17 protein-coding genes are annotated in these 17510 nt (G+C 46.9%); 8 read left to right on the top strand and 9 right to left on the bottom strand.

All coding sequences use genetic code 11. The features are described 5' to 3' along the window. Window positions 1-54: 54 nt before the first annotated feature. On the bottom strand, window positions 55-1161 hold the full coding sequence (locus HP570_RS07220) for a peptidoglycan-binding protein (protein ID WP_173625304.1): 1107 nt from the start codon (window positions 1159-1161) through the stop codon (window positions 55-57). Window positions 1162-1256: 95 nt separating this feature from the next. Here HP570_RS07220 and HP570_RS07215 point away from each other — a divergent pair, with 95 nt between their 5' ends. Beyond that, a complete protein-coding gene (locus HP570_RS07215) occupies window positions 1257-1604 on the top strand; it encodes a DUF1360 domain-containing protein (RefSeq protein WP_012685460.1) in 348 nt (115 codons plus the stop codon). Window positions 1605-1608: 4 nt separating this feature from the next. Here HP570_RS07215 and HP570_RS07210 read toward each other — a convergent pair whose 3' ends face one another. Continuing rightward, window positions 1609-2796 carry a glycosyltransferase family 2 protein gene (locus HP570_RS07210; RefSeq protein ID WP_173625303.1) on the bottom strand — a complete coding sequence of 396 codons (1188 nt, stop codon included), beginning with the start codon at window positions 2794-2796 and terminating at the stop codon, window positions 1609-1611. 123 nt (window positions 2797-2919) lie between these two features. Continuing rightward, entirely contained in the window at window positions 2920-3768 is an 849-nt protein-coding gene (locus HP570_RS07205; protein WP_173625302.1) for a DUF1698 domain-containing protein, read from the bottom strand. 207 nt (window positions 3769-3975) lie between these two features. Between HP570_RS07205 and HP570_RS07200 the strand changes: the two genes are divergently transcribed. The 6 genes from HP570_RS07200 to HP570_RS07175 all read left to right on the top strand — a co-directional run bounded on the left by HP570_RS07200 (window position 3976) and on the right by HP570_RS07175 (window position 9757). Continuing rightward, window positions 3976-4821, top strand: coding sequence for a hypothetical protein (locus HP570_RS07200; RefSeq protein WP_173625301.1), 846 nt, complete (start codon window positions 3976-3978; stop codon window positions 4819-4821). Between the two features lie 113 nt (window positions 4822-4934). Then, entirely contained in the window at window positions 4935-6338 is a 1404-nt protein-coding gene (locus HP570_RS07195; protein ID WP_173625300.1) for a sugar phosphate nucleotidyltransferase, read from the top strand. Beyond that, window positions 6331-7422 carry a CDP-glucose 4,6-dehydratase gene (gene rfbG / locus HP570_RS07190; protein ID WP_173625700.1) on the top strand — a complete coding sequence of 364 codons (1092 nt, stop codon included), beginning with the start codon at window positions 6331-6333 and terminating at the stop codon, window positions 7420-7422. Before HP570_RS07195 ends, rfbG begins: the two co-directional genes overlap by 8 nt. Window positions 7423-7446: 24 nt before the next feature. Next, on the top strand, window positions 7447-8226 hold the full coding sequence (gene rfbF, locus HP570_RS07185) for a glucose-1-phosphate cytidylyltransferase (protein WP_064200896.1): 780 nt from the start codon (window positions 7447-7449) through the stop codon (window positions 8224-8226). A gap of 13 nt (window positions 8227-8239) precedes the next feature. Further along, a complete protein-coding gene (locus tag HP570_RS07180; RefSeq protein ID WP_012685468.1) occupies window positions 8240-8833 on the top strand; it encodes an FkbM family methyltransferase in 594 nt (197 codons plus the stop codon). Between the two features lie 36 nt (window positions 8834-8869). Then, on the top strand, window positions 8870-9757 hold the full coding sequence (locus tag HP570_RS07175; RefSeq protein ID WP_173625299.1) for an NAD-dependent epimerase/dehydratase family protein: 888 nt from the start codon (window positions 8870-8872) through the stop codon (window positions 9755-9757). Window positions 9758-9808: 51 nt separating this feature from the next. Here HP570_RS07175 and HP570_RS07170 read toward each other — a convergent pair whose 3' ends face one another. From HP570_RS07170 to HP570_RS07145, 6 genes are all read right to left on the bottom strand, one after another. Beyond that, window positions 9809-11248: an FkbM family methyltransferase gene (locus HP570_RS07170; RefSeq protein ID WP_173625298.1), complete on the bottom strand. Its 1440-nt coding sequence runs from the start codon at window positions 11246-11248 to the stop codon at window positions 9809-9811. A 27-nt stretch (window positions 11249-11275) separates the two neighbouring features. Continuing rightward, complete coding sequence (locus HP570_RS07165; protein ID WP_173625297.1) at window positions 11276-12382, bottom strand: glycosyltransferase family 4 protein; 1107 nt, start codon at window positions 12380-12382, stop codon at window positions 11276-11278. Beyond that, window positions 12379-13335 carry a GDP-L-fucose synthase family protein gene (locus HP570_RS07160; protein WP_173625296.1) on the bottom strand — a complete coding sequence of 319 codons (957 nt, stop codon included), beginning with the start codon at window positions 13333-13335 and terminating at the stop codon, window positions 12379-12381. The genes HP570_RS07165 and HP570_RS07160 overlap by 4 nt, the downstream gene beginning before the upstream one ends. A 30-nt stretch (window positions 13336-13365) precedes the next feature. Beyond that, a complete protein-coding gene (locus HP570_RS07155; protein WP_173625295.1) occupies window positions 13366-14601 on the bottom strand; it encodes a glycosyltransferase family 2 protein in 1236 nt (411 codons plus the stop codon). A gap of 44 nt (window positions 14602-14645) precedes the next feature. Further along, entirely contained in the window at window positions 14646-15617 is a 972-nt protein-coding gene (locus tag HP570_RS07150; protein ID WP_173625294.1) for a GDP-mannose 4,6-dehydratase, read from the bottom strand. A gap of 125 nt (window positions 15618-15742) precedes the next feature. Continuing rightward, window positions 15743-16600: a hypothetical protein gene (locus HP570_RS07145; protein WP_012685475.1), complete on the bottom strand. Its 858-nt coding sequence runs from the start codon at window positions 16598-16600 to the stop codon at window positions 15743-15745. 200 nt (window positions 16601-16800) lie between these two features. Between HP570_RS07145 and HP570_RS07140 the strand changes: the two genes are divergently transcribed. Next, the gene (locus tag HP570_RS07140; protein ID WP_012685476.1) at window positions 16801-17508 is read left to right on the top strand and encodes a hypothetical protein; all 708 of its coding nucleotides are present in this window, start codon (window positions 16801-16803) and stop codon (window positions 17506-17508) included. The last annotated feature ends 2 nt before the right edge of the window (window positions 17509-17510 follow it).

Below are 17510 nucleotides of genomic sequence, written 5' to 3'. Positions count from 1 at the left end.
AGAGAAGAAAAGCCACCATTTCAGAAGAAATGATGGCTTTTCCGTTCCGCGCCTTTATTTTTTCAAGAACATTTGTACGAACGTTTTCCCGTACGGACCGCCATTTACAACAGCAATGGCAACGTAGTCGTATGTTGGATTCATGATATTAGCTTTGTGCCCAGAGGAATTCATGAACATTTGATGAGCGCTGCTTACAGAATTGTTTTGGGCAATATTTTCAGCAGCAGCCAAATAGCGAATACCAAAAGTGTCCATCATTTGAAACGGTGAGCCGTAAGTGGGAGAGGTGTGGCTAAAGTAGCCTTTGTTTACCATCTCTTGAGCTTTTACACGTGCAACGTTCTCCAACTGCATGTCCACTTGATAGGGTGCGAGTCCGCGGCTGGTGCGCTCTTGATTCACGAGCTGAACCATTTCTTTTTCCTCAGCCGTCAAACCAGCGGGTAGAGGAACTTGCGCGTCAGCACCAGGGTTTTGCGGCTGCTCAGGCTTGTTAGGTGTTACGGGAGTCGGTGGATTTGTTGGAGTGGTTGGCTTCGTATCTGGTTTGGGCTGCACGGGATTGTTCTTGTATTGCGTTTGAATGGCTGTATAAGTTTTGGCATCGGCTTCACCAGTCAAGGTTTGTTTATTGCGCGACTGGAACAGCATGACGGCAAAACGTGTAGATTCATCGAATTGTCCCGATGCTGTTACTTTGTAACCGAGGCCAGCGAGCATCGTTTGCAATTCCTTCACGCGTTCACCGCTAGCATCCAATTTTAGCGTAGCGTAATCATTGGACTCAGCAGGATTGCTAGGCTTGGACGGTGTGCTTGGCTGTGCTGGTTGTGTTGGCTGCACTTGCTTGCGAGCTTGGTACACGCTCGTCAGTTTATCGTAGGTGGTTTTGTTTACAATTCCGGTTTGCGGCAGCTTGTATTTTTTCTGAAAAGCTTTGACGTTATAAACTGTGTAGCTATTGTATGTCTTGTCCACTACCAGCTTGTAGTCGTAATGGAGTGCATCGAGCATCTTTTCCACTTCAAGCACGCGCGAGTTCTTCATCCCTTTTTTCAAAGAGGTAAAGCTTGTTTTCGCAAATGCAGGTTGTCCGATCATGGTAACGAGGACGGACAGGGAAAGGATGGTTGCCATTTTCTTTATGTTGCGATTCATCTCATCACGCCTTTCTCTGTTTTGTCGCACCACAATGGTACTAAATGTGGAACAAATGAGAAAAGCACAAAATATTGGAAAGAGGTGGAGGTGGAATGTTTGACCTCTCTTGGATCGACCTAATCATTCTCGTGCTGGCAAGCTTTCGTCTCACGCATTTGATTGTTTTTGATGAGATCACGTCTTTTTTGCGAAACCCATTTTACCAGGTGTTCTATGTACCCGACGAGTCGGGGCAAATGGTTCGGGACTTTCAATTTAAAGGCGGAAGGGTGCGCCAATGGATAGGCAGATTATTGAGCTGCCATTGGTGCGTGGGAATTTGGGTGGGGGCCTTGATCGTGGGGTTGTATATGTATGTGCCAGCCGCCTATCCGTTGCTGCTCCTGCTTGCCATAGCCGGAGCGGCGGCTGTCATTGAAACGAAGCTATATACGAGTTGAATGGTTAACTCCTTGAAAAAATTCTGTACACGATCACTTCGTCATACGAAAGAGGAATAATCTCTTCGGCCATGTATCCACCCACGATTCTTTGCTGGACTTGCGGGGTGTTCGGTACACCGACACTAGAAGAAGCGATGTCCACACGGTGTGTCGTGGCATTCGGATCGAGTGGGATTTCGAGGGCAAAGGTGGGTTTATCAACGGTGTAGCTTTTTACGTTTACGCCATTCACGAGCGCAGTCAAAACAATGGGCTTTGGCAATTTTGCAGGGGAGCCAGGGACTTTGCCCTTCACTAACAACATTTGAGCCGGTGCAGATGGATCTGATTCGACAATCGCACGCAGGACAGGAGGCGCCCACAAGTCCATCCCCCGGTTCATGCTTGTAATTCTGGTTGTATTAGATGGAAAGGACTTATAGATCCTCAATAGGTCGAGTACACCCATGCCTTTGTAGTGTGGGACGTACGATATCCAATGGCTGGGGATGGACGAATAATTTTTCGCTAGTGAACGCAATACTTCAGGTACGCCGACAGAATGCCATTGTGTAGCTGATTTGCAGGTCGTGTGGATTCGGGCGTTTCCTAAGTAGTGAGGCACATAACCGATGGGATAAAATTTGGCGATGCGCATCCACAGGTCGTAATCCATGCAAAATTGCAATTTTTCATCCACGCCCCCCATATGCCTGAAAACGTGGGTCCTGATGAAAGCGGATGGCTGGCAAATCACGCAGCTCTGATACAGCTTCTTGGAATCAGCCTGTTCGGACGGGTAGGTGCTAGATACTTGACCGTACTCGTTCATCACTTGGCAATTGCCGTGAAGCATTCCCCAGCTCGGGTTGCTCGCAAAAGCGTGAACAGCCATCATGATGGCGCCGGGTACATAGGTATCGTCTGAATTCAGCCAGCCAATGATTTCCCCTCTTGCCATTGCCAGACCTTTGTTAAGCGCATGAGACTGTCCGCGATCCGGTTCGGAAATATAACGGAAGCGCGGATCTTTTTGTGCATATTCTTGCAAGATGGAGAGCGTATCGTCAGTCGAGCCTCCATCTACCACGATATGCTCAAGGTTTGCATAGTCCTGGGTCAATATGCTATTTATCGTCTCACGAATAAACCGGCCTTGGTTAAAAGAGGGGGTAATGATACTCACTAATGGTTGCTGTGAGTGGGACACGAGATTCACTCCCATCTTTCCATCATAAAAAATGCATGCACTACCATCAGACTATGAAAGAATGGAAAATCGGGTACACAAGCATCGTCGATCTTGTGCACCCGATTTCAAATTCCCCGGATATTACAGGTAGTCCGGAATGATCCCCGGATTGCGGAATATACGGAGTAACTCCGCGTGACAATTCTGGTCGATCGCGCTACCAGGAATGGCTCTTGCCACGAGGCTGATGCGACCCGCATCGTAATTGTTTATTTTGCCAGAGGGGATGGTCCGAACCGATTCAGGAATAACTTCAAACAACGTGCTCTTCAGCATCTCCTCAATGCAAAGTACGGATGGCAACCACCAAGTCGTATCGTCCTTATAAATCCGATTCATTTGTCCAGGAGCTCCGTTGTAGACCATGATGGACTGATTCGTATCCAGAATACAGGCAGTTTCCAACAAGAGGTGCCCACCTGGCTTAATCACGCTTCGGCATTGCGACAATGTCCACATCGGATCGCGCAGATGATAGAGCAGTCCAAGATGCTGGACGACATCAAATTGATTGTGCCGTATTTGTTGAGGAAATGGCAGTGGTTCTATAAAATCGTCCATCAGCAAAACTTGCAGCCCTTCCCATAGTTTGTAAGGGCTGGTATTGTACAGCGGCAAAACTTTGCTTTGCAGGATGTTCTTGCAAAACTCAAAATTCAAATAGAGCGGCTGCATACAATCCGTAGCCACGACAAGACTTGCCCCTCGCTGCTCCGCTTCAAAAGCCCACATACCGTCAAAGCTAGCCAGATCAAGAACGCGTTTCCCCGAATATGGGATGTATTCTCTGGATTGTCTCGTCATATTCCATATATTTTCCAGAAGCGTAATCCCGGGAGTGACAATACCAGGTCGCAACTCGATTTTATGGTACCATCGTCGTTTGTTGATCTCATCGAGGATTTCCTGATCTGTCCAAAATCTTCCCATCGACATGTCCCCCTCCACTGCAGAGTGCTTGCCCTATACGATATGTTCGGACCGTGCTGGGGGAAATGATATAAATGCATTAATTTCGTCCTATTCACGTCTAAAGTTGCTTGGCAACAAGGAGGTTTTCGGAAAAAAGGCATATGCCCGTTTCTCGTTGTCTGTCACATACATAAAGTATGGGGAGAAAAAGGAGGCGGAAAGAGTATGCCCTTGCCCATCGTGATCATCCATCGGGGGGACGATGATTATCTCACATACAGCTTGCAGCAAGCGAAAAGAAGTAATCCCCATTCGCCTGTCTATCTGATAGGGAACGGGGGAAACAGAAGGTATGCCGTGAACGGGATCATTCATGAGATGATAGACGATTACATGCCTGCTGCTAGTGAAATGACGAGAGTCTATAAACATATTCATTTTATGCCCTATGAGTACAATCTGTTTTGTTTTCAAAGATGGTTTATTTTGTTGGCGTTTATGGAAAGGCATCAGATTCCGAAATGCTGTTATATCGATACGGATGTCATGCTGTTTACCGACGTGAACCATCCGCGCTTTGAAAACTTTACGATGGAATTCGTATGGACAAATTTCGTAGATAGGCAGAAGTTGGAACTATATTGTGAGTTCATGAAGTCTCATTTTGCCAATCCGATTGCATTCGCGCAAGTTGTTCAATATACCATGCGGAGAAAGGAACACGTACGATTCAATCAACCTCTCATAACGGATATGGTGCTGGCCTTGCTCTTTCTTGAGCGGCTCAAGGGTTACCAAATCACGAATGGCTTGTTTCAGGATGGCTTAATTGACGGGAATATTCAGCAGGCGACATCAATGGAAAATTTGTACGGCTATAAGAAAATTTACTCGATAAATGGTGTCCTGTGCTGCAAGGATAAGGCAACGGGGCGATATCTTCCAGTGTTTTCTCTTCATTTTCAAGGATATACGAAGCACCATATGAAGTTTTTCACGGCTCCCTCTCTCCCGCAAGCCGGTTCTTACATTTTCGACTATATTTCTAACCGTTGGATTCAGTTTCTATAGGCTTCTATCATTCCTCGTGTTAGTTGACCATTTTCATTGGACGATAGAGCATCGACTGCGACAGACGCATAAGATGGTGCATACAACACGATAAACGGATCGAGGTGGCCTGAGTGAAACTGATATTACTATCGGGTGGTTCTGGGAAAAGGCTGTGGCCGCTCTCCAATGATGTCAGGTCCAAACAGTTCTTGAAGTTGATAGGCAATGCACATGCCCAACCAGAGGCGATGGTACAACGAGTGTGGAGGCAGCTAGCCTCCCGCAATTGGTCGGAGCCTGTTTATATTTCAACAGGCCGCTCACATGTTGATTTGCTTCAAAGCCAACTAGGTGAAGACGTTCCTTTGATCGTGGAGCCGGAAAAAAGGGATACCTTCCCTGCCATTGCTTTAGCGGTAACCTATTTGTACTCTGCTTTGACATTGGACCCGGATGAAGTCATTGCCATCATGCCTGTAGATCCATTCGTTGAGGACCGCTTCATGGACAGGATCAAGGAGCTAGAGAACGTCATCCTCAAATCTGGCGCGAATCTCGCATTAATCGGAGTGAAACCTACGTATCCATCTACGAAATACGGCTACATTGTTCCACAGCTAGAATCACAATCGGATCAGGGTAAAAGGCCTCATGCCTATCAAAAAGTAAAAAGCTTCAAAGAAAAGCCGTCCCTTGAGCAAGCGCAGGATTTAGTAGAAAAGAAGGCCCTGTGGAATTGTGGAATTTTTGCTTTTCGATTGGGCTATCTGATTCGCGAATTGGAGCAAAAAGGATTGCCTACTGAATACAACCGCATGCTTGAGCAATATAGCCAAATGCCTGCCATCAGCTTTGACTATGAGATTGTAGAAAAGGCAGAGAAAGTAGTCGTTCTCCCGTATGAGGGAGCCTGGAAGGACCTAGGGACGTGGAATACGCTCACGGAAGAAATGAGCAGGAATACAATTGGTAAGGTTTTGCTGGATGAGAGCTGCACCAATACGCACGTTATCAACGAATTGGACATCCCTATCGTGTCCATCGGTCTATCGGATACGATCGTGGCGGCGAGTCCGGATGGCATCCTCGTTTCTTCCAAGGAACAAAGTCATATGGTCAAAAATTTGTCTTTGGATTGGACAAAGCGCCCAATGTATGAAGAGCGGCGCTGGGGATGGTATCAGGTTATGCATTTTCAGAAAAATGAAGACGCGGGGGAAGTATTAACGAAACAAATCCATGTATACGCCGGGAAAAATTTGAGCTATCAGTACCATCACCACCGTAGCGAAGTATGGATCATCGTAGAGGGCAGCGGAGAGTTCATTTTGGATGATCAGCTGAGCCAGGTTGGACCTGGTGACGTATTGCAAATCCCGGTAGGAGCCAAGCATGCAATCAAAGCTACGACTGAGCTGGCATTCATCGAGGTACAGATGGGCAGTCAGCTGGTAGAAGAAGATATCGTTCGACTTGGGATGACGTGGTCAGCGATTCTGGAGCAGATTGGGAAGCACGGTGATCACAATGATTGATCCTGCGTTCTGGCGAGACAAAAAAGTGTTGATCACTGGTCATACAGGCTTCAAAGGCGCATGGCTGTGCTTATGGCTGCATGACTTGGGGGCGAAGGTAACGGGGTATGCGCTGTCGCCGCCAACAAATCCGAGTATTTTTGAGTGCGCCCAAATCAGTTCATTGGTTGATTCAATCATTGACGATGTCAGATCGAAGGAAAGTGTTCAAAAAGCAATCAACCAAGCAAACCCGGATATCATCATTCACATGGCCGCTCAGCCGCTGGTGCGTTTATCGTATCAATATCCAGCGGAAACCTTCGAAATCAATGTCATGGGTACGGTGAATGTACTCGAGGCGGCGAGAGTGGCTGTGCAAAACGGAATGAAAATCAAAGCAATTATCAATGTTACGACGGATAAGGTTTATGAAAATCGGGAGTGGGTGTGGGGATACCGTGAGCAGGATGTGCTGGGCGGCTATGATCCGTATTCCAACAGTAAAGCATGTTCGGAGCAAGTGACTGCTTCCTATCGCTATGCTTTTTTCCACCCTGACCAGTATCATCAGCATGGCGTCGCCGTTGCTACAGCGCGAGCAGGCAATGTGATAGGCGGTGGTGATTGGGCGATGGATCGCTTGATACCGGATTGCCTAAGTGCCTTGATAAAGGGAGAGACCATCGTCGTCCGAAATCCAAAAGCAATTCGACCGTGGCAGCACGTCCTGGAGCCCTTGAAGGGGTACTTGATGCTCGCTGAAAAAATGTGGGCGAATGGCAAGGATTACTCCGAGAGCTGGAATTTTGGTCCGAATGAGGAAGATGCCAGATCGGTAGAGTGGATCGTCCGGCAATTGTGTGAGCGTTGGGGGGCTGGTGCTCGTTTTGAAGCAGAGCGAACCGAGCCACAATGGCACGAAGCCAAATATTTAAAGCTGGACTGTTCCAAAGCCAAAGGCGTAATAGGCTGGAAGCCCAACTGGTCGCTCGAACGGACCTTGGACAGTATCATTTCTTGGCAGAAGGCTTATCAGCGAAAGCAAGACGTAAGAGAAATTTGTTTGGCTCAAATCGCGGCGTATACCAATGAGGCCAAGTGAACAACAGAGAAAGGAGGGAAGCCAATGAAAGTCGTCATCCTAGCAGGAGGGTATGGCACGCGCATTGGAGAAGAAACGCATCTTCGTCCGAAGCCGCTCATTGAGATCGGTGATTGGCCCATCATTTGTCATATCATGTCCATTTATTCCAAGTACGGTTTCCATGATTTCATCATCTGTCTCGGGTACAAAGGCTACATGATCAAGGAGTACTTTGCGCACTACTTCCTTCACCATTCTGATGTGACGTTTGATTTTCGTAACGACAATCAGGTCACTTTTCACAATCACAATGCTGCTCCGTGGCGAGTCACATTGATTGATACGGGGAAAGACACAGGGACAGGTGGAAGGGTGAAGCGGATACAGAAGTATGTGGGAGAAGATACATTCATGCTGACGTATGGAGATGGCTTATCCGACATCAATATTGAACAGCTGGTAAAATTTCATCGCACGCATAAAAAACTCGCAACGATCACTACGACTCAACCGCCAGGCAGATTCGGAGCATTGGATATTGCCAATGGGAACACCGTAACAGGATTCCAGGAGAAGCCAAAAGGGGACGGCGGATGGATCAATGCTGGTTTTTTTGTCATGGAGCCAGGCGTATTTGATTATATGGCGGGTGATGAGACGGTATTGGAAAAAGAGCCGTTGGAGGGATTGGCCAAGGCGAATCAACTAATGGCCTTCAAGCATACCGGTTTTTGGCAGCCAATGGATACGCTCCGAGATAAAAACTACTTGGAAGAACTGTGGAAATCCGGAAAGGCAGCATGGGCATCTAGCCGAACATAAGGAGGAAGCAGGAGTGGGCGGATTAAACGAGAACAGTGAAGAAGTTTTTTCTCCGATCGGATACGGGGACATAACGATCGATTGTGGGGCAAATTATGGGGTCATTTCTCAAAAAATGGCGGATAAAGGCGCTCTCGTCTTTGCGTTTGAGCCGAATCCATACGTATTTGAGGAATTGAAAAAAAGGGTAGGCGCCTATCCCAATGTCATATGTATCAACAAAGCCGTTTGGCATAAAAACGATAAGCTCCGCTTGCATTTGCACGAACATTACCATACGGATCCGGCAGGGTCTGCTTACGCCTCTTCCCTTTTGAACAATCATCCTGTTACGAATCCCCATAAGTATGTAGAAGTAGAGGTCATTGATTTGACACAGTTCATCCAGATGCTCAATCGGCCGATCAAATTAATCAAAATAGATATTGAGGGGGCAGAATTTGAACTGTTGGAAAAAATCGTAGAGCAAAATTTACACCTGCAAATCGAAAAAATCGTCGTAGAAAATCATGAATGGCTGATTGAAGGCTTGAAAACGAAAGCCGATCACTTTCGGAGGGTCATGCAAGAAAAACAAATTCACAACATCGACTTGAACTGGATATAAGACGATTGTAGAGCAGGTGAAGGGGAGCGATCCCGAATGAAGATACTAGTGACCGGCGCGACAGGCTTTCTCGGAAGCCAGCTCGTAAAAGCGCTGCGATTGGACGGACATACTGTCATTATCTTGAAAAGGAGTACTTCCGATTGCTCGCGTATCCAGGACATATTGCCTGATTTGATTACGTATGATGCGGATCGCGGTCAATGGGAAGCTCCTTTTTTTGAGCAGGGGAGAATCGACGCAATCATCCATACGGCAACCTGTTATGGACGAAACAACGAGAGCATTACCACGATGGTAGATGCCAATGTGACCTTTCCGCTGAAACTGCTGGATATGGCCATGCGCTTTGGTACCCCTGTTTTTCTAAATACAGATACGTTTTCCAGTGCGCCCATCCGATTATCCAAGCATCTGCAACCATACAATTTGACGAAGCGTCAGTTTCGAGAATGGGGAAAATGCCTAGCAGATACCTCTCCCCTACAATTCATCAACGTCAGGCTGGAGCATGTGTATGGCCCTTATGACAATGCGAATAAATTTGTCACTTCTGTCATCAAAAGCTGTCTCGAAAATCAACCTGAACTAAGGCTTACAGAAGGGAAGCAAGCAAGAGACTTTATTTATGTGGAGGATGTTGTTGCTGCCTTTCGCGTGCTGTTGGCGCATGCTGCTCATCTACCCGCAGGCTTTACGGAATACCAGGTAGGGACAGGTACGGCTACTTCGATACGAGAGTTTGTAGAACTGGTTCATCAGATGACACAATCAAGCACGGTCTTGAGGTTCGGATCGATTGCGTATACAGATAGGGAAATCATGCATTCACAAGCAGATACACAATCGCTGCAAGCACTAGGGTGGAATCATCGAGTGAAGCTGGAGGATGGATTGAGGAAGGTAATGGCTACTTTCAAATAGCAACGCAACAAAAAACATGGCGAGCTTACAGCCATGTTTTTTCATGTGCGTTTAATTGAGGAACGTCTTGTTTGTGCAAAACAGATCAGCGTGAAAAGGTTTCATTTCGTCTAGTAAGTGGTTGTAGTTCTTCACCTTTACCACTGTATTGTCCCGTTTAAACATATACAGATGGGTAAACAATTTCTCCAGCAATGTGTAGAGCACGAGTGGATGTCTGCCGAAGTTTTCCGTGATGCTCTCAGGGTTGAATTCAATGATCACATCCGGGTCCCACTGCTTAAGCGTTCGCATGGCACTTTCCAAGACGATGACCTCAGAGCCTTCCACGTCAATTTTAATCAGGTCGATGCGCGAGATCATATTCTGCTCTACCCAGTCATCCAGCCTGACACATGATATGAATTGGGTGGATTTCTCCACGGCCTCTGGTTCATGCGGGATATAAGACCATCCGCCCCCACGCGGGTCGTCGTTAAAATGAATGTTCCCGTTGCGATCGGCTATTCCCAGCTGGAGTGGCTCGACATTGGTGATGTGATTCTCGGCAAGATTTCGCAGGAGATAAGGATAATTGACATCGGAGGGTTCAAATGCGTACACCTTGCCTTGAGGCGCGAGATAGCTTAGGGCGAGCGAGATCGCACCGATGTTCGCTCCGATGTCTAGGCAAACATGGTCAGGTTGTACGATTTTTTTCAGAGGATGGATAACGTAGTCTTCATAGTACCCTTTGTAATACTCCATAAAATACAGGACGCTTTGATCAGAGTCGTCCCCATAGACGGTAAAGGTTTGATTGTCAAACGGCAGGTGAAAGTCAACTTTCTTCATCGAATTTGTTGCTCCTTCAAGTGGATTGTAGATCATGATGATGTCATTTCCTACGACGAATAAGAGGTCGGGACGAAGAGAATGAACGAATTCTCGTAGTTCTTGGATAGTAGGATAATCTTTCAACAATGGATTGGGACCAATAAAGCAACGAGCATCATCAATCAAAATGACGTGATTATAAACAGAATGCTGCAAAATGGCAGCCAGCTCATGCAAGATAGGGGTGTCCAGGTCCCCCTTGGCTGCCTCCGTTGAGCGCGGGATGTAATGACCGTCCAGCCAAAACAGGCAAGGTGATGTAACAGAGTGCATCAGGTTGCTCAATACTTTTCCACTGTCACCGTGGAGGATATGGATGTGGCTGTCGCCTGAGAATCTCTCTTTTGCCGCGATAAACAATGCTTCATCCAGCTCGATGGAAACAAGCAAGTCGAAATGGTGTTTCATTGCTTGCAACATGTCGCCCTTAAACGTACCTGTCTCGATCAAGGTGCGGATGCCCATCGTTTTTGCGATATGCTTGATCTTCGACTTTTTCAAATCGTTTGTCGGTGCTTCCAACAGCCAAAAATCCCAAGTTTCTTGTTCGGTTAACGGAAACGGGATTCGGCGCTCCTTCCTCCACGTATCCCGAATTTGCTGCATGCGTGACATACAAGGATGACCTCCTTTCAAATGACATTAGCGTGCGACGGAAGAAAAGACAGCCAAAGTTTCGCGCGCGCATTTCTCCCACGAAAAATGCTTGGCTTGATGGATGCCTTTGGCAACCAGGTCTGCTCGTGCCTCAGGTGTCAGATAAATATGGGCGAGCTTCACCGCGATATCATCGGAAATATTCGGGTCGAAGGTGAGAGCAGCGTCACCCACCACCTCAGGAATGCTCCCTGCATTGGAGCAAACAATTGGAATGTTGGACTTCATGGCTTCTACCAACGGAATGCCAAAGCCTTCGAAGAGGGAAGGGAAGCAAAGAAACTGGGCATTCCGATACAAGTAAGGCATCTCTTCCTGCGGTACGTAATGAAGCCATTTGACTTGGTCCCATAGCTGGTTATTTGTGATGTAATTCATGACGTTTTGATGAGCTTCTTGAGCAAAACCGGTGAAAACCATGGGAATTCGGATTTGGTGTTTATCCCGCAAAGTGACAAGTGCTTTGAATACATTCAGGTGATTTTTGTGATGCCATGTATTCGCGGGGAAAAAGCCGTATTCGCTGGGCAGCTTATACTTTTGTATGACCTGTTGGTTGAGTGCCTCATTATGCGGCAAGGAAAATTCCCGGGAGGCATCCAGGTGGATCGCATGTACTTTATGCGGAGCAAGCCCGAATTTTTGGAGGATGGTTTGTTTGGAAAACTCCGACAGCGTCAGCACGGCACTACAACGCTCTGCAGACGATTTGTAGTTGTCTAGTCGCCAACGCAAGGAATGTGCATCGAAAAACTCCGGGTAATACTCGTGCTGGATATCAGGAATGTTGATCACAGAAGGGATTGTGACATCGGCTGGATTCAATACAAGCAGCGGGCAAAACCACAAATTCAACTGCAGGGAGTTTATCCAGAAATGAAGCATCGCGTGTGCATTACCGTGGTCAGGGACCATGAATTTGCGCACATTTTTTTGCGCCTCAAAGGTATGGAAATTGTGTGAGGATAAAAAAAGAAACCACTGATGGCCATCCCCAGCATTCATCGAGTAGGCCAGCAAGTTCCTGACATACTGCTCCATCCCGCCGATTTTGCCAGGAATCACTGACATCAGGTTTATTCCGACTCTCATGTAGGGATCCTCCCTTGCACGTGAGGATGTGCCATGTACCAAGTGATCGTTTTCTCCAAGCCAGCGAGTAAGGACGTTTGTGCCACGAAGCCGAAATGCTCTTTTGCTTTGGTCACATCTAAAAGGCGGCGCGGCTGTCCGTCTGGCTTGGTTTTATCCCATTCGATCTCTCCTTGGAAGCCGCTTAGCTGCTTGATCGTTTCTGCTAAGCTTTTGATGGAGATTTCTTGACCAGAACCGATATTGACCGGTTCGGATTGATCATAGTTCATGGTTGCCGCAATAATCGCCTGTGCCGCATCCTCGACATAGATGAACTCGCGTGTGACGCTGCCTGTTCCCCAGAGAACGATCTTCTTCTCGTCATTGCGAATAGCATCTACGCATTTTCGAATGATGGCAGGGATGACGTGTGAGGTTTCCAAATCGAAGTTGTCGCCTGGGCCGTACAAATTGACAGGGAGCAAATAAATGGAATTGAACCCGTATTGCTCGCGATAGGCTTGTGATTGCACCAGCATCATTTTCTTGGCTAAGCCATACGGAGCATTGGTTTCTTCAGGGTAACCATTCCATATATCTTCTTCCTGGAACGGTACAGAAGCATATTTCGGGTAGGAGCAAATGGTTCCGATAGCTACAAATTTTTCGACACCGAATAAACGGGATTGCTCCATGAGCTGAGTCCCCATGATCAAATTATCGTAAAAGTATTTCCCGGGATTTTTTTGATTAGCGCCGATTCCGCCAACGACGGCAGCCAAGTGAAGAATGATATCAGGACGGAAATCCTGCAACATCTTGTTCACATCATGTTCTTTGCGAAGATCGTATTCATGGCTTCTAGGGATGAAGATGTCCGTACAGTCCAGCTTGCGCAAATGATGAACGACGTGGCTTCCTAGAAATCCTGATCCACCCGTAACCACAATCCGTTTTTTCGCCAGATTCAATTCTTGTCAACCTGCCTTTCTCGTCCGCATTCAAATTCGAGGCGAAGGGACTCTGCGATTTACCCAATTTTCGATCTGGGCCTTGCCTTTGGTAAATTCCTGATAAAATTGGTACTCCTCATAGGAAAGCGGGAGGACTTCTTCCAGGTGGTAGCTGACAGAGCGTTTGACTTCAGGAATGTTGGGGTGGTTCTGAAGAATCTGCTGGCTGCAAAAAATACTCACTTCACATTGCTGTCCCTCTGAGGTAATGGGAATCACGACTTGAAAACGCCCTTGGGTAACTTGGAATTTGTATACGAATTTTCCATTCCTCATGACATGGAAATGAAGAAGGGGGGCGATATCTTGATTGCTTCCTTTGATAAGCAAAGCGTTCATCGGTCCATGGCTGGCTTCGATGGTCATTCGCAGGTTTTGGGGAGCCCATGAGTCCGAGTAACGGTTGGATGCGATGATTTGGGGAGAGGGCCCGAAAGCATGATACGCTTTTAGTTTATTGAGAAACCAAAAGGCTCCTTGCTTGTAATGATTCTGCGTATAGTGATAGAGCCATTCATTTGAGATGGTGCCATGATGCTTCACGCTTGTTTTCAAAATTTCGGAAAACCCTGGCTCCAATTCATAGACAAACGTTTTGCATGCGTCATATAAGCGTGAGTTAGCCAAGAATTCCGGTATCGTTCCAATCGGATAATGCAGGGAAATCCGGTTCCACAAATCGTAATCCATGCACCAGTCGTGTTCTTCATTTACACCACCAACTGCTTCAAAGGCATGCTTTCGCAGGAAAGCAGCGGGTTGGCAGATGATGTTGAAATGAAACAATTTTTTTCTGTCAAACTCCACCCAAATGTACGGATATTTTACTTTGTCATCCTCATCAATGTGGAGCCCTTTACCGTATACCACGCCCCAATCGGGATTTTGCTGCAAGGCTGTCACAGCTTTTCGAATGGCACCGGGGAAATACGTATCATCTGAATTGAGCCAACCGATAATCTCGCCACGTGCCATTTGTAATCCTTTATTAATGGCATGGGATTGGCCGCGATCTGGTTCGGAAACGTAGCGGAAGCGGTCTGCCAGGTGGCTGTACTGCTGCAAAATATTCTGTGTACCGTCAGTGGAGGCGCCATCTACCACAATATGCTCAATATGGGGATAGTCCTGTGTCAGTACACTTTCGATTGTTCGTTTGATAAATTTTGCCTGATTGTACGAAGGGGTGATGACACTGACGAGAGGAAGGGATTGCATGGACATAAGAAGTTCCCTCCTGATTTTTTCTACTCATCCACTCGACGTTTTCAAGGGGTGATCTGTTGGCGTAGTACAGAGCGCCAGTAATTCAACAAATCTTCCATCGTTTGCTGGAAGGAGATCTCAGGCTCCCATCCCGTCTTTTCTCGGAACAGCGAAGAGTCTCCCAATACAATGTCCACATCAGAGGGGCGCAACCGATTGGTGTCTACATGTATTTCTACCTGCACATCGGTCAAGGCCAGTAGTGTCTTCAACATGTCCTCGATGGTGTAGCGAGTACCCGCGGAAATATTGTAGACATCGCCTGGTTCACCTCGGGTAATCGCCAACCAATACGCCTTGACAATATCCCGCACATCCGTGAAGTCTCGAATGGCCTCAAGATTGCCGACATGCACTTTTGGCTCTTGCAGACCAAGCTCAATCTGGGCAATTTGTTTGGCAAAATTGGAGGTCACATAGCTTTCGCCTCTTCGCGGACCTGTATGATGAAACGTACGTGTACGGATGATCGCCAGACCGTAACTGTGGTGGTATTGATATCCGAGATAATCCTGGGCGATTTTACTGACCGCGTATGGATTAAGAGGACGGAGTGGGTTGGTCTCCTTTATGGGGATTTCCTCCGGATAAACCAAACCGTACTCCTCACTGGAGCATGCGATTTGAATTTTGCAAGCAACAGCATGGTTGCGTACCGCCTCGAACAAATGTAACTGTGGGACAATATTGTTCACCATCGTATCCGCAGGAGATGACAACGAGGTGGGGACGAAGCTTTGGGCAGCCAGGTGAAAAATGAGATCAGGTTTTATTCTCTGGATGAGTTCATTTACAGATTGGGGATCTTTTAATTCACAGTTTTCCATATGCACGCGGTCTATCAGGTGCCCCAGCTGCTCCTTTTTGGTAAGGGACCGGAATGTACCGTAAACATCTACATCTCCCCGCGACAGTAGATACTCAGCCAAGTGACTGCCGGCAAATCCCGTTACTCCGGTAATCAATGCCTTCATGAGTCGAATCCCCCCTGTCCATGATGCTCGTAGCGAAGGATGAACAGCTTAACATATTATGAATATGGAAAAACGTGAAAAATGGCACGGCGTACAGCTCGTTTCCAGAGGGAATTTTATGGGGATCAGGGCTCGGCATGCACCCATTTGCAGGTCGCATAGTCGAAAAACATGAAATCATCTGTGTTCGGGATAGCCTGTGAGCCAAAGAAGGGGATATAGGCTTTTGCGTGTCCTTGAAAATGCAAGGAATGAGCAGGAAGGTAGTCAGTCGTGCCCGTTATTTTGCAAAAAAGAGCACCAGCCTTTTGATAAATCTGCTTCTTCCCATCTTGACTGTCAGCCTGCGGGCAGGATGGAGCAAAAGGACAGTTGAGATTATGATCGAAAAAGCCGTTGGCGACTATACCATACGTAGCTTTACGGCGAAGCGCGTAATTGTGAAACAGGATAAACAATACCATGTCGGAAATGGGGACATCTCCGATTTCTTTTGCGAATTGAAGCAGAGTCTCGTAGTGAAGAGGGTCGCGAAAAAATTTGGTCGCGTAATCGCAAAATTGATTGAGTTTTTCCAGATCGCATACAGTCGTCCAGGTATACTCAAATGTAAAGTCATCGAACTCCTCGTTGTATCGCTTGCTGATATCGGTGAATAGCATGACGTCCGAGTCCAGATAACAGCAACGTTCTATCCCTTGATTCCTCATAAAATCGCGCAAAATAAACCAGCGTTGGAAGCAAAACAGATTGTATTCGTAGGTGTTGGAAGTGGAGTGCTTGTAAACATGAGAGAAAGCTTGGGCGCTTTGGTAGAAATGACTCAACAGGAAGTGCTCTGTATTTCCGGTAGAAAGATACTTGTTTTCTGGGCTCCCGATAAGAATGACACGAGAAGAAGGGTTGCTGTATTTCGCCTGTTGCATGCATAATCCTACATGCTCTTCAGCCGTTCTGTGAATAAACACGATGGGCAAACTCACAATTATACATCTCCTCTGTCTTACAAAATGCCTGCTAGGCTCCTATTGATAAACTCTATCCTAATATATTGTCCCGAGGAGGGCCTTGAAACCATGCAAATAGCCTGTTTTGCGGCCTGTTCATTGAATGACCAATCGTATCCGCAAAAAGATAAATAAGATACGAAAAGAGGGACGTTGTGAATGGAGGCATGGAGAGAATGGATCTGTTAAACCGATATGAAAGGCAAGTGTATTCTCAAAATGGAGAGGACGGCATCATTGAAGAAATATTTTCGCGAATCGGAACTACGAATCGCTATTGTGTAGAATTCGGGGTTGGCGATGGCTCGGAATGCTTGATAAAAAATCTCGTCACGCAGCATGGATGGAGCGGATTGGCGATGGAAGGCGACCTGAACAGCTGCAATAAAATGTCTGCGGATTATGCTGCCTATCCCCAGGTCATCATCAAGAATGAGTTAATCACGAGAGAAAATATTGCTGGTTTATTCGAAAAAAATGGTGTCCAAAAAGAATTTGATCTGCTCTCTATCGACATTGACGGCAATGACTACTGGGTATGGCAAGCTCTTTCTGCTTACACCCCGAGACTTGTCGTTATTGAGTACAATGCGGCTTTTCCGCCTCCACAAAAAATGGTGATCGTGTATCAACCGGATTTTAAATGGGGTGGCAATACCTACTATGGTGCCAGCTTGAGTTCCCTGGCCATTTTGGGAACCAGCTTGGGATATGCCTTGGTGGGGACAGATTCAAAGGGCGTCAACGCTTTTTTTGTAAGACGCGACTTACTTCTTCAATCCGGTTTCCCTGAATTAACACCAGAACAGGCTTATCATCCTCCTCGTTACGGATCAGTCGCGGGCGGACATCCTCCTCAGTCCGGTCCCTATTTGGAAATCTAGTC

Origin of the sequence: Brevibacillus sp. RS1.1 (assembly GCF_013284365.1) — a bacterium.
GTDB classification, from domain to species: Bacteria; Bacillota; Bacilli; order Brevibacillales; family Brevibacillaceae; genus Brevibacillus; species Brevibacillus brevis_D.
Note: the sequence above shows the minus strand (reverse complement) of the source record. Positions and strands in the feature narration are given on the sequence as shown.